The sequence below is a fragment of the Nostoc sp. 106C genome (assembly GCF_002154725.1).
Classification (GTDB): domain Bacteria; phylum Cyanobacteriota; class Cyanobacteriia; order Cyanobacteriales; family Nostocaceae; genus Aulosira.
In genome coordinates this window covers 1-13,093 of record NZ_MTAW01000039.1, presented here as the reverse complement: position 1 = coordinate 13,093, position 13,093 = coordinate 1, and the positions used below count along the sequence as shown (strand labels likewise).

Below are 13,093 nucleotides of genomic sequence, written 5' to 3'. Positions count from 1 at the left end.
CCTGCCTCATTCCCCTGCTCAATTTATTTGCACCAATGAGCCTTTAAGAATGGCGATCGCACTTGTAGAAACTTCGGCTCCTGCACTACCTTCGGCTTTGAATTGAGCGTTGGCTTTGACATTGACGTTTAAACCTTCGATGCTGGTATCTTGGGTGGCTTTGAGTGTTAACTTCCCAGTGGCTTCTATGGTGATGTCTTTGGGACTTTTCATGGTGATGCCGCTATCGTTCATGATTAAGGTATTGCCGTTTTGGTCTTTTAAGGCAATGCCTTTGTCCTCATCGGAGATGATAATTTTGTTACTCCCTGGGGTTTCCAAGGTGATGATTTTCTTCTCGTCGTCGAAGCTCACCTTCATTTGGGAACGGGTAAAAAAGCCTTTGTGATGGTTTTCATCAGCTGCTTTTAGGGGCGCTGGTTTAGCGCTGCTGTTGAGCATTCCCAGCACAATCGGGTCGCGGGGGTCGTCGTTGAGAAAGCCCAGGATCACTTCGTCGCCAATTTCCGGGCGAAAGAAAGAACCGCGATTATTACCAGCGTCCAAGGTGGCAATCCGTGACCAAATCCCCTGACTCTGAAACTGGATTGTGGGGACTTTGACTAAAATCCGGTCTTCGCCGTTGGGGTCGCCCTGCAACTGCACCACCACCCCGATTTGCAAGCCGTTGACACCGGGAAGCAGTCCTGAGGCTGGTTTGTCTACGATATCTGTTTCTTGGTAAAACCACTGTTGTGCAAGTCCAAGTTGTATATGTGTATACCATGCACCGCCATTCATCTCGTGACGAATACCGGAGACGTAGGCTAATCCGTTGAAGCGTTGTCCTAGACCTTCCAATTTAATTAAGGTATCAGGTTTGGCATCAGGGTAGCCTATGATTTTTACTCGCCCCTGTATCTTAGCTAACCGACTTTTTAGGAGTTGAGCATCAGCCCAGGCTTGGAGTTCTGGTTCTTGTATCCGACCGCCATGACTTAATTCCCAAGCACTCAGAGCGATCGCATTAGCCAAATTCTGCCCTGACAGGTTACCTTGTTTATTCACCGTCGGCTCAGTTCCCTCAATCTCGACTAATGCCTGATCGGTGTAACTCCAAGCCTTGGCCTTCACGGCTTTGTACTGGGAGCGAGCGTCCATTTCTGCTTCAAATTCCAGCAGGTTAACGCCATAGGTAAGGGTAATTAAGGAGCTACCACTGGTGCTTGGGGCTTTAATTTTGAGCTTACCGTCTTCCGCGAGGACAATTTGCCCATTGATTTCCGCCCGTGACAGAATAAAGTCCCAATCGGTAGCGTAATATTGAACAATCTCTGGATGCGTAGCTTTCGTACTTTCTATATCCTGACTGATGCCGCCGTAACTGCTAATAATTTGTGCGATCGCATCGCTGTCTTTAACTTCACTAAAGTATCGGCTGTGACGACCGATCGTTAATTTAGTCGCCGCATCTTTACACTCAAGCACAAGTATAGAGTCGCCATTAGCACCGACCTTTAAGCAATGCTTGACAATTAGCCCTTTGAAGACAGTTTTGTTATGACCATCGTAGCCTAGAGCAATTTCCACATCTTTACCCGGAATTAGGTCAGGCCCCTCGCTGGCGACAAATGTTTCTTCATCCGCAGCACCATCACGCAGCACTATCCGCGCTGTTGGCACACGGTTGACTATGCGGTTGACTGTCAAGGACAACACCGTATAAATGTTTGTGATCTCCTTACCATCGGAGAACAACTCGAAAGTGGCAAGATCATAGATTGCATTTTGGGGAACGATGAGGTCAGTCATAGTTCTGTTTTCTCCAGCGGCGGAAATCTCAAATCCGTGTTAGTACGCAGACGGCGAAAATTCACCAAACCGTTCACTTTAGCAACCTGCAAATAATAAGATGGGTCACCATAAATGCGATGAGTCATCAGAGGTAGGTTATCACCAGCTGTCACCTTGCGTACATGGGTAACATCGGGCGATTGTTTCCCTTCTTCGCGGACACGACGCTGCGGCTCAATATAGCTGACAAAGGTAGCGTTAATCTTTGCCCTCAAGGGCTTACCATCTGGGGCAAACAGGGTGTAGTTAATCTGTAGATCTTTGAGGATACAATCAAAGCTATTTTTAGCACCAAAGGAAAAGCTTCCCCACAACAAACGCAGAAAGTTAGGTCTGTGAGTCTCATTCTTCATGGTGTAAACCACATTGAGCAGATCCTGTACCTGTTTAGCTACGTCTTTATGAAATGCGTTAGCTTTACCTTTGATTGGCACTACGCCAGTACCATCGAAGGTAAAGTCGAGCTTGAGTTCTTCGGGTCTGGTAAATTTATACTGCGGATCGTTGCCCTGGGAGCCTATGTCTTGTGCTGAGTCGTATTCCACCTTAAAAGCTTGGGAAAACTGCTCCGGATTGATCGGCAGATCAAATTCTCCATGCTTATTCTCAAATCGCTTATCCTTGTAGGCCTGGATTTTAACTTTGGTGAGTTCGCCTGTCATGGGTTACCGCTCTGACTTTTCCTTGAGGATGGCTAGAACCTGCTCTACACAAGCAGCAATAATCGCAGCCTGCGCATCAGCATCGAAATTGCCTACCCCTTGATTTTGCTCTTGCTGGCCTTCGTTGACAGAGGCTCTAATAACCAGTTCCCTAATCTCTATTGGCATAAGTTTGTAGTTTGTAGGGTGAGCATTTCCCACCTTAATATTCTTGTTGGGTTACGTAAGCATCTCGAAGTAGCTGTAATTCAACTCCAACGATTCGATCGCAATAGAGTTCTTTTCAGCGTCAAATTCCGAGACTGACCATTTCTTGGGCCAGGCATTAATCACCTTCCAAGTAACAAGCGGTGCGGTATCTTGAGATGGCTGGTTAGCCGCAGTAGACTTGACATGCAGCAGACTCACTAATAGGTTCATGGGTTGGATGTCAAAGTTGAGAATGGCATCCATGCACCATTGCACCATCTTGGAGTTTTTGACTAGACCTCGCTTTAGTACTAGTGGATCGTACTTGGTACGCACTGGCAAGATATGCTCAAAGCGATTTTCACCACCTTCTTTCAGGGTTTCGGTCTCCATGTCTACACTCAGACCAGTAACACTCTGGAAGCGGGTCTCCACTACGTTTTTATCCAGTCTCTCGCCCTGAAACTCGCCTTGAAAGCTGACATCAAAAAAGAAACTGACCGGGGGATAACTATATGCCATATTTTTCTTCTTTCCTCTTCCTTTGCGCCCTTCTCTTCGAGACGCTTCTCTACGAGAGGCTGCGCCAACGCGAACGCGCCTACCTGCGGGTTCTGCTTTGCAGTATGCGGTTCGGAGATCCCCGACTTCTTCAAGAAGCCGGGGATCTGATCGCCTTAACTCATCAGAATTAATGAAATAGACCCTACCCGTTCTGAATAGTTAGTCCTTCATGGGCAATCTCAATACTTTCGATCGCTACGTCGTTACCGTCGCTTTTGAGATCAGTGGATTGTACTTTGGTCGGCCAGGCGTGTTTAATCTTCCAAACCACTACAGGTTCATGTTTTTCATTGAGTAAGCTGATGGTCAAATCACGACGCTCAATGGTGTTTAAGGCTACAGTGTTCCACCACTTATAAAAATCGTTGTCGGCTTTGACAGTACCCCGTTTCATGGTGATTTTGCTTAATTTCTGCATTCCGGGCATATTGAGTTTGTGATATTCCGGCATGTTACCTTCTCGGTATTCGATCATGTCGGTTTCTACATCTAGTCCGGATACTTCGGTGAATCCTAGGCGAGTGCCGCCCCACTCTACTTGGAAATGAAACTTTGGTAAAGGATAATCAGCCATAAATGCTTAATGTGTTGATGGGTTAATTTAGGAACTCAATAATTTGCGATCGATTAATCGAATTAACTTTCCTGCATCTTGTGCGAGAACTTCAGGATGATAAATTCCGCTGGACGCACCACCGCCATCCCAATCTCGATAATCATCCGACCTTCAAGAATATCTAGGGCGGTCATGGTTTCGTTCAGCCCTACTCTCACATAGAAGGCTTGTTCTGGCTTGGCTCCAGCTAATGCCCCAGCCCGCCATTGCAGAATCAGGAAGTTTTCGATCATGGCTCGCACTTTCACCCAAGTGTTGGCATCGTTAGGCTCGAAAACAAATGCCTCGGTAGCTTTCTTGATCGATTCCTCTGCCATGTTGAAAAAGCGACGGACTGGAACATAACGCCACTCATTATCATTACCTGCTAAGGTACGCGCACCCCAAATCAAGGTTCCTTTACCAATAAAAGCGCGAATGGCGTTGATTGATTTGCCTGTAGTGTGGACGTTAAGGTCTTCCTGCTCTGCGTTGCTGATTTTGATAGTAGGTTGGATAACTGAGTTTAAACTGACATTGGCTGGGGCTTTCCAAACCCCACGGCTATTATCAACTGCGGCATAAACTCCTACGACAATCGGTGCTGCTGGTAGTACTACTGGTAGGCGATCGATGGCGCTTTTAACTAGGGGATAAAATTGGCCGTTGGTAGTGGTGGGTGTAGTCGTAGGGTTAAGTTTATCTAGTGTAACAGTGGAATTATCCGGCAACGTGACGTTAACTCCGGTTTCCTCGTAGAAATAGTTGAAAATCGTCTCTAAACGAGGCCCATAAGCTGCACCATACTTCAGATTATTTATCCCAATGCCATGACTCCTAAAGGCATTAGCTGCGTCAGTCAGGGATGCATTGCTGGGATCTAAAAGAGTATCCATGACCACAAAACGATCCTGGAGTTTGGCAGCTTGTGCCAATGCGGCATCATAAACTGCTGCATAGTCTGCATAAGCAGATGCCTGACTCAAGTCACCTGTTACCAGACTCAGACTCTCTGGAAATACAATTAGTGTTACTTCATCTTCTTTTTCAATCGCATCTAGACCTGCTGTCAAGTCTGCTTTTTGAATTGTGCTAGGAGCTTTACCTACGGATACGATATAGCAAGGGCCACCACCATTAGCAAAGTAGGCTTGCAGCGAATAGTACAGAATGTGGGGTGAAGGTGTAGTAATAGCAGCATTGACATCTGTATCTGTCACTTTTACGGTAATGCTGGTTTCAGGTACGGCAGTCCCGAAAAATTGCTCATATTCCAGTAGTGATGTAATCCTCACAGGCACAGGCACTTTGGCGGCATCGGCTACTGCTTTGGCAGCAGCAGCTACTGCTTTTGCTTTGTCTGGGTCTGCTTTGGCGTCATCGGCTGCCTTTTTGGCGGCATCGGCTGCCTTTTGAGCGTCATCAGCTGCCTTTTTGGCGGCATTGGCTGCTTTGGCAGCATCATCTGCTGTTTTGGCTTTTACCGCATCTGTTGGTGCGTCATCGGCTGCCTTTTTGGCGTCAGCAGCTGCCTTTTGAGCGTCATCATCTGCCTTTTTGGCATCAGCAGCTGCCTTTTTGGTGTCATCAGCTGCTTTTTCTGGATCTGCTGCTGCATCAGCTGCTGCTTTTGCATCTGCCGCGACTTTATGGTAATCAATGCCTCTAACTACAGCTTTCTCGGTATAGCCAACAAAGGCAGGAATCGCAGTTTCAACTTGAGCTACAGAAGGGGGAAACTTGGAAATTTCCTCAATGTAAACCCCTGGAGTTTTGTAAGTGCTTGGCATAATTCTTGTGTGTAATAGCTGGTACGTTACAGATGAATATCAGAAAAGATGGTGGTGACGCGCGCCTGAGCATCAGTTTCGGGCTTGATCAGCGCGCTCGTAGGAGCTGGTAGCAGCTGGTCTTTACCATCGGTGAGTAAACTATCTGGTTGCAAACGCAGACCTAGGGGTCTTTTGGTGGCATAAGTTTTGGCATCTATTAATTCAAAGTTAGGTAGACTGGCGGCACTGAAGCCATGAGGTTTTTCGTAGCGATAGCGCCAGCGAGTTGCCCGATTTTTGCAGCGAATAACATAAGTTTTTGGTTTAATTAGGGTGTTTCCATCCTGAGGTTGCAAGAGGGAAAAAGCTGATGGAACTAGGCTCTGATTCAGAACGATTTCGACCAGAGCAAATGCATCTTTGGAAGCAATAGGGTCACACAGAACAAACCGATCAACTTGGATATTATTTAGGCATAGCTTGTAGCGACCGGGGATTTGTCCAGAAAAATTTAGGCTACAAGCGATCGCATCACCAGGAGCATGAGTACTTGGAGTTGTGACCTCCAAGGCAAAAGTTTCCAGCTCATGTACATCTAGTAAAGTCAACCGCCAGATATCTCTAGGATTAGCTTTCGGGATGGTATATATTCGGGAAAGTCCCTGTTTGGGTAACCTGTCTAGTTCTGAGACATATTGACTATTAGGCAAGATATCCCAATCATTGGCGTTCGGGTTCTTACTAGCAGAAGCCTGGTAACTCAATGCTTCCAGAGTCTTGCCATCGTGATTGACTAATTGTCCTAGATGATATTCGCTGTTAGCAGCGTAACTTGGCAAGGGTTGAGTCAAGAATAAAGCATGACCCTGATTACCTGAAAGATTCGAGAAATAATAAATTTGCTCGCGGTTCTTGGTTAGAGGCAGATTTGTGAAATTGGCAAAATAGCGATCGCGCACTATTAACCAGAATGTCAGTCGCTCAGGTCGATTCACTGGTAGTAAAGTCGCAAATTCACCCGAGGATGCTTGTTCTACATGGGCAAAGATACTTGCTCCTCGTGGCTGTGGACGAAAGAGCCAACGTAAATTTCGCAGTACCCGCAGACATTCTGGGGTAGGCACCAAAGCCAACATATCGGAGATATCATAACCAGTTGGTGGTTTAAGCGCATTGGGCTGGCCTAAATAATAGTCGTGCCAAATTTCTAGATCGAGGATTTTTTTATATAGAACCTTCATAACTGGTTACCTCTCACTCATTAACAGAGACTCCAGAGATGACTTCGCTTTCAGCCTGCCGTTTTTGTGCTTCTATGGTTACAAGACGGGCACGATACATCACGAAGGGCACTTGTTTACCACCCAGAGATCCCCATAGTTGGTTAAGTTGCTCGAAGCTCAGGGAATAGAGGTCTGGTATGACCCGCACATTGCGCGAGATACCGCCATTTCCGGGCGTAGAGGTAAACGAAATTTCCTGTTGCGACTGAAAAAACTCTAATACTCGCGAAAGTAGTCTGAGGGCTGTTTCGTACTGATTGTGTAGTGAGGAAAAAAGAATAAATAGGTTGAGGTTTACGGGAGGATTTTGATAAATAGTACGTCCATTAATCAAGCGATAGTGACTAGCATTTTTGAGCGTAGCCTCTTCTTGGAGGTTTACTAAGCTCATCACCACATGCCCATTGAGCTGATTGTTTGCTCCACCGAGTTCTTCAGCCATGCCAATGTTATCTATCAGCACAACCTGTCCTGGACCAAGTTCTGGCTCCATTTCTAAGATGTAGCGCTGCAAACCAACCTGTATCAGCCTCATTGCATCAAATATCATAAAAAGTCGGTGAAGGAATCAGCCAAAAACTTAGATTTTTTCATTTATATCCAGAAGTAGTAAAGACATAAAAAACTGAGAGCATTTGTCTAAAAAAATGCCCGTATCAAGGTAATTGTTGCAACATTAATTTTTTGCTGCAAACCTCCGAGATGATTTAGTTACTTGGATATTTTTTGAATTGGTTCTCCCTAGTCTGCAAGCTTATTTGAACTTTATAGGGCTTTAGCCTAATTTTGAGACTTTACTAGTTAAAAATGGAAATATCTAGCCCACCATTTTATCTACAACCGTATTATTACCCAATAAAGACAATATCTTTTCTCTGAGTTTTATTTCGCTGAATGTAATAATTATTTGTATTCTATGTATTTTCACCCGCTAGCTTTTGTTACTAAAACCTAAGACAATACCAAAATTATATTTTTGGGTCAAGTTAAATCGATAATCATTTGTCCTTGGTCAAGAGTCAATGGTCAATAGCCACATAGTTATTTCTTTCTTCCCCTGCCCCCTTGCCCTTCCTCAAGAGGCTTTGGAGTTTGCGCTCGCTTTTTACTTTTTACATCATCTTTCCAGCTTTGCTAAATTCCCGCTTGATAGCGTAAAGCAGATCCTCATGATGAATGACTGTATCACCTTGCTGTAATGCTTGCAGACAGGAGTACTGCACCACATTCATGATGTCTGATCCAGTCAGTTCATAAGTAGCTGAAATTTGAGGTAAGTCTACGACATCAGCCAACCTAACCTGGGATGGAAACGCCATTTGCCACAGTTGCAACCGTTCTTTGGCGTTAGGCATAGGGAATTGAATAATTGATTGAAATCTGCGGATGAAGGCCTCGTCAATATTGCTTTTGAAGTTAGAAGATAAGATCACCAGCCCGTCATAATTTTCTACCCGTTGTAGCAGGTAGCTTACTTCTTGATTAGCATATTTATCATGAGCATCACGCACATTGGTGCGCTTGCCAAAAAGAGCATCAGCTTCATCGAAGAAGAGAATCCAATCCTTATTTTCGGCTCTGGCGAAGAGGTTAGCTAGGTTCTTTTCCGTCTCACCAATAAATTTTGACACCATCATCGAGATGTCTACCTTGTAAACATCTTTGCCAGTATATTTGCCCAAGAGGCTGGCTGTGAGAGTCTTGCCTGTACCAGGTGGTCCATAAAATAGGGCCCGATAGCCCAGTTTGAGCTTCTTTTTCATGCCCCATTCATAGAGAATGGTTGGTCCATAGGTGATCCAGGCTTCTAGATCGCGAATTTGTTGTAAGGTTTGGGCATTGAGAACCAAATCCTCCCACTCCATTTCAGTAGTGATGCGCTGGGCGGGAAAACGCGTACTAAAATGAGGACGAGAAAAGTGTCCCTGAATAAAGAGGTCGATGTAGTCCTGAGTCATGACGAGTTTGCCACTCATCAGGGGTTCACCCTCGGCTGGCGGATCGAGGTAGATTACGCCCTCGCGGGAAAAGGGGTGTTCCACGCTGAAAAGTTGCTGTAGACGCAGGCGATCGCCAAATTGATTACCACCCAAGATAAACAGCACCGTTTCACCTGTTGGTAGAAAGCCACGATGGGTTTTGCCCCTCCATCCACCGATTTCGGGATAATCACCAGCTTGGGGTAACTGGGCCGCAATCAACCGATCAAAAAAATCGGGTTGCAGATAAGGAGCCAGCGCCATAAGTAGGGTGAGTTGCGCAGCAATATCCAATTGGTGCTTGCGAATAAATCCGAGTAGGGGAGTATCTGCGGTCATCCATTCATCTGGTGGATTGGGCATTGGTTCCCTATCTTGGTTGCGATCGCTGAAGTAACAGCCCATACGCCACTGGATTACCTGAGCTAGGTAGTTGAGTGCTGTGTGTAGGGTTTGAATATCAGGCAAATGCATCATGCTTTGTGCCGTTTAGGGGATTTGACTCTTTGTACTTGGTGGTAATCTCAATGGTTTTTATTGACTTTTTTAGATTTGTGAAGACGATCGCTTGCTTCTCTATAGATAGAGCATACGCAAATCTGCTATAGGTTTACAGAATAGAAATAATAATCATACTTGTGCGTATTCTTGCAATGCTCGAAGTAAAAAATCTTAAAAGAAATGCTTGCCAAGATATGTAATTTTTAATTAATGTATCAATATCTATTTTTGAGAATGTCATCTCATAATAGATTAAATTTGTTGTGCAATAACGAGCATAGTTGAGCCGCAAGAGCCAGTAAAGAAGCTGATTTCATGTAGGAAGGCTCTATTTTTAGCGTTTACAAGACTAGACATTATTGTTCTTCCTAGTCTTCGGGCAGCTAGTATCAAATGTCATTAATCGATAAGTGCGAATTTAGAGTAGTGGTATCAAACCAAGAGATTGACTAAATTTATGCAAGAAACTGTGGTTAAACAAAGTCAAGAATCAGTTAATAGCCTTCCAGTTCTCTACAAAAGTGAGGATTCCCAACCGATACAGTACAATCCCATTCAACAGGCTATACAACTATGGGAAACTCTTTCCCAAAAGGATACTGTAGTTGTTTACCAACAAGCTGCTGGAAAAACTTGGGATCTGTTCAAGCAAGCGATCGCTCTAATATCCTTTTCGTTTTTCTTACTAATTGCTTTGATTATCTGGGTTTGGGGCATCGCTTTTCAAAGTGGTTCTTATTTTCGGGCGTGGCTGGAAGTGGAGCAACCTACTCTCGAACAAACTATATCTGCTTTGCTGAAATTCCTCCTGTGGCCTTTTGAGCGCGTATACGAATGGTCGAGTTCGTTCATTAAAAAATATTTGGGGTGGGAAATCAAATTTAATTCCATACCCGCGAAATCACCTTCTACTCAGCCAGAAAAGACAACTGCTTCTGGTGCAGTACTATCAGAGACTTCATCTATCACTTAGAGCAAACGCAGCTAAATTTTGACTGTCTCCTCCAGTGAATTGGAATATATTCACTCAAGGCGATCGCTGAGGACTGCATCTGCTGCCATTAAGAAGCTAGTCCTAATATTTCAGAAGCTGTGCTCTCATGGTGTACTCTCCATGCCAAACTCTCTCAATACAACCTGCGATCGCGCAACTCTATCAAAGCCTGACTCGCTTCAAAAAACGTCTGTTCGTCTGCGCTTAATTGTTTAATTTCCACAACTGAACGGTTATCGCTGCTATAGAAGGATTTTCTTGGTCAAAGATATCCTCCACAAAGTTTACCGAGAGTTTTTTCTTAATCGGGTTTTACTAGCAAATCTTATACTCTTCTGTGTGTCCTTTGGCAAAACTCCAATTCTCAACTTGGACAAAGTTTACATGCAGCTAAAGCAACCTAGGATTAGGACTATTTAACTGTTTAAGCCATCAAGTAAAAATAAGTAGTGCGAGCCGAAAAGCTCGCGCGGGCTTTCTGGCCCGCACTACAAAATTAAATTGTTCAAACTGCAAAAATAACTTTCCAATTCTTTATTTTGAGAGTCCGCATCTGTATCTAATTCTAGTCAGGTTTAATGCTTCAACCAGATGTCCATGACGACTGCGCTAAATTGGATACCAATGTCTGCTCTCTGCCAGACTTCAGCAACAAATATTTACACTGTCTTACTTAAAGTATTGTTCAATAATAGTAGTTAGCTATTTATCTTGCATTTAGCAGCAGCAAATAAATAATAGTCGTAAAATCAGGAAAATCGTCTGTTGCAAGTGATGCAATTATGTAGCTTGTCACCATTTAATATTGCAGTGGGTGAACACCGTGGTAGCTGAGCATCATATAGATCTATCAATAGCCCGCGAGCAGATGCTGCAACATATCCTTCAAATTGAAGACTTGGCAGCCCTGCAAGAACGCAAACGTATTGCTCGCGACATCCATGATTCTTTGGGAAACGCTCTGACAACTCTCAATATTCAGCTGCAAACAGCGCACAAACTTTGGAATCTTGACCCCACCCTAGCTGAAAAGTTTTTAGCAGAAGCTCAACGTCTAGGAGCGATCGCTATTCAAGAAGTTCGCCAATCTGTCAGCAGTATGCGGGAGATTGCGCCCCTAGAGCAGACTTTAACAGATCTGATCGATTCTTTAGTACAAAATTTTTATCAAGTTACAGGTATCTTACCTTCTACCAACATCAACTTACCTGTTTCTTTATCTACTGAGGTAGTCAAAACTCTTTACAGAATCATCCAAGAAGGATTGACAAATATCTGTAAATATGCTGGTGCAACAAAAGTAGATATTAATCTCAGTTACACTTCCAGCAATTTGTGCCTTAGCATCCAAGACAATGGCAAAGGATTCAGCCTGTTGCAAAACAAAACTGGATTTGGTCTTCAAGGGATGCAAGAACGAGTGTTAGCTTTAAAAGGTAATTGTAATATTGACACAGAGCCAGGATATGGCTGTCGGATTACTGTTAATCTGCCTTTAGAGCAGCAGACAGTTTGGGAACAATCAATATCAGAAGAAGATTTTAATTTAAAAATTGTTGATAAAATTCCAGTTGAAGAAACTTCCACAACAGATTCTAGTTTAGAAATTATTAATAAAACTCCAGTTGCAGAAATTTCCGCGACAGATTCTAGTTTAGAAATTATTAATAAAACTCCACTTGAAAAAACTTCCACAACAGATTTTAGTTTAGAAATTCTTGATAAAACTCCTGTTGAAGAGACTTCCACAAAGGACTTTAGTTTAAAAATTCTTGAGAAAACGCCAGTTGAAGAGACTTTAGCAATAGATTTTAGTTTAAAAATAGCTGATACAACTCAGCTAGAAGAGATTTATGATGAATTGACTTCATCTGATTTTCAGCCACAGTTAGTTCTTTCTCCAGAAGAGTATAACCATCTGGATAATACTCTCATGGAATTTGCTGAGACGATAGCTCCTACATTCTTAAAACAAGTTGCGGATCAAGTTTCTAACAGCAAAGATTTGGTTGATAATTTGAAGTTAAACTTGGCCGAGCAGCAACACCTTGAGTTGGAAAACACAAGAATGTTGTTTAGGGAATCAAACCCCGAAACAGAGAAAAATTCAGATAATTTAGCTAGCGATGATTGCTTAATCAGTCAATGTGAGCAAAAGTTGGCTGAGTTAATTGGCCCAATAGCTCATTACTTAGTGCAAAAAGTACGGCAATCCTCTCCCAACATTTCTCATGTAGAACTGATCAAAACAGTAGCATTAGAAATTTCCGACCCAAAAAAAGTAGCACAAGCTTTCAACTACCAAGAAGTCATAGATAAATTATCCGTGCATCTTGTTTCTGATAAACAAATTGTGTTTAAGCAGCAATCAAGTTCTGTAGTAAGCGCATCTTTGAGTCAACCAGAAGTAAAGTCAAAGCCAGAGGATTTACCTATCAATTTATTGGGTACAGATGTTTTAGCAATCACTGAAAGCTTTTTACATCAATGCGAGCGAGAATTAGCTGAATTCATCGGACCGATGGCTGTTTTCCTTGTGCAAAAAGCTGTCAAATCTTCCTTAAATATTTCCCGCAAAGAACTGATAAAAATATTGGCAGCAGAAATTCCCGATTCTGGCAAAGCTGCTCAATTTCAGCAGCGCCTACATTCCTAAATCCCAAATTTATAGCAATCCGGAATCATTTGTGAGAAAATACTGAAGCGAGATTAAAGTAATTT

At 43.5% G+C, this 13,093-nt stretch carries 11 protein-coding genes; 2 read left to right on the top strand and 9 right to left on the bottom strand.

The genetic code is table 11. The annotated features are described in order from the left end of the window. Positions 1 to 18: 18 nt before the first annotated feature. The 9 genes from vgrG to BV375_RS02480 all read right to left on the bottom strand — a co-directional run bounded on the left by vgrG (position 19) and on the right by BV375_RS02480 (position 9,354). Positions 19 to 1,791: a type VI secretion system tip protein VgrG gene (gene vgrG / locus BV375_RS02515; protein WP_086756912.1), complete on the bottom strand. Its 1,773-nt coding sequence runs from the start codon at positions 1,789 to 1,791 to the stop codon at positions 19 to 21. After that, positions 1,788 to 2,495, bottom strand: coding sequence for a LysM peptidoglycan-binding domain-containing protein (locus BV375_RS02510; protein WP_086756910.1), 708 nt, complete (start codon positions 2,493 to 2,495; stop codon positions 1,788 to 1,790). The genes vgrG and BV375_RS02510 overlap by 4 nt, the downstream gene beginning before the upstream one ends. Positions 2,496 to 2,498: 3 nt before the next feature. Next, positions 2,499 to 2,663: a DUF5908 family protein gene (locus BV375_RS36475; protein WP_166507352.1), complete on the bottom strand. Its 165-nt coding sequence runs from the start codon at positions 2,661 to 2,663 to the stop codon at positions 2,499 to 2,501. 51 nt (positions 2,664 to 2,714) lie between these two features. Next, positions 2,715 to 3,206 (bottom strand): phage tail protein, encoded by a 492-nt coding sequence (locus tag BV375_RS02505; protein ID WP_086756908.1) that lies wholly within the window; start codon positions 3,204 to 3,206, stop codon positions 2,715 to 2,717. 184 nt (positions 3,207 to 3,390) lie between these two features. Then, a complete protein-coding gene (locus BV375_RS02500; protein ID WP_086682976.1) occupies positions 3,391 to 3,822 on the bottom strand; it encodes a phage tail protein in 432 nt (143 codons plus the stop codon). Positions 3,823 to 3,884: 62 nt separating this feature from the next. Then, positions 3,885 to 5,633, bottom strand: a complete 1,749-nt coding sequence (locus BV375_RS02495; protein WP_086756906.1) for a phage tail sheath C-terminal domain-containing protein — start codon at positions 5,631 to 5,633, stop codon at positions 3,885 to 3,887. 26 nt (positions 5,634 to 5,659) lie between these two features. Continuing rightward, a complete protein-coding gene (locus BV375_RS02490; RefSeq protein ID WP_086756903.1) occupies positions 5,660 to 6,856 on the bottom strand; it encodes a hypothetical protein in 1,197 nt (398 codons plus the stop codon). Positions 6,857 to 6,869: 13 nt separating this feature from the next. Then, complete coding sequence (locus BV375_RS02485) at positions 6,870 to 7,433, bottom strand: DUF4255 domain-containing protein (protein ID WP_243713826.1); 564 nt, start codon at positions 7,431 to 7,433, stop codon at positions 6,870 to 6,872. A 577-nt stretch (positions 7,434 to 8,010) separates the two neighbouring features. Continuing rightward, on the bottom strand, positions 8,011 to 9,354 hold the full coding sequence (locus tag BV375_RS02480) for an ATP-binding protein (protein WP_243713825.1): 1,344 nt from the start codon (positions 9,352 to 9,354) through the stop codon (positions 8,011 to 8,013). Positions 9,355 to 9,835: 481 nt separating this feature from the next. Between BV375_RS02480 and BV375_RS02475 the strand changes: the two genes are divergently transcribed. Both BV375_RS02475 and BV375_RS37980 read left to right on the top strand, forming a co-directional pair. Further along, positions 9,836 to 10,351, top strand: coding sequence for a hypothetical protein (locus tag BV375_RS02475; protein ID WP_086756899.1), 516 nt, complete (start codon positions 9,836 to 9,838; stop codon positions 10,349 to 10,351). A gap of 844 nt (positions 10,352 to 11,195) precedes the next feature. Further along, on the top strand, positions 11,196 to 13,028 hold the full coding sequence (locus BV375_RS37980) for a sensor histidine kinase (protein WP_243713824.1): 1,833 nt from the start codon (positions 11,196 to 11,198) through the stop codon (positions 13,026 to 13,028). Positions 13,029 to 13,093: the final 65 nt, after the last annotated feature.

Coding starts and splice junctions, on each gene's coding strand:
- vgrG (WP_086756912.1), bottom strand. CDS start 1,791: ATGACTGACCTCATCGTTCCCCAAAATGCAATCTATGATCTTGCCACT.
- BV375_RS02510 (WP_086756910.1), bottom strand. CDS start 2,495: ATGACAGGCGAACTCACCAAAGTTAAAATCCAGGCCTACAAGGATAAG.
- BV375_RS36475 (WP_166507352.1), bottom strand. CDS start 2,663: ATGCCAATAGAGATTAGGGAACTGGTTATTAGAGCCTCTGTCAACGAA.
- BV375_RS02505 (WP_086756908.1), bottom strand. CDS start 3,206: ATGGCATATAGTTATCCCCCGGTCAGTTTCTTTTTTGATGTCAGCTTT.
- BV375_RS02500 (WP_086682976.1), bottom strand. CDS start 3,822: ATGGCTGATTATCCTTTACCAAAGTTTCATTTCCAAGTAGAGTGGGGC.
- BV375_RS02495 (WP_086756906.1), bottom strand. CDS start 5,633: ATGCCAAGCACTTACAAAACTCCAGGGGTTTACATTGAGGAAATTTCC.
- BV375_RS02490 (WP_086756903.1), bottom strand. CDS start 6,856: ATGAAGGTTCTATATAAAAAAATCCTCGATCTAGAAATTTGGCACGAC.
- BV375_RS02485 (WP_243713826.1), bottom strand. CDS start 7,433: ATGAGGCTGATACAGGTTGGTTTGCAGCGCTACATCTTAGAAATGGAG.
- BV375_RS02480 (WP_243713825.1), bottom strand. CDS start 9,354: ATGATGCATTTGCCTGATATTCAAACCCTACACACAGCACTCAACTAC.
- BV375_RS02475 (WP_086756899.1), top strand. CDS start 9,836: ATGCAAGAAACTGTGGTTAAACAAAGTCAAGAATCAGTTAATAGCCTT.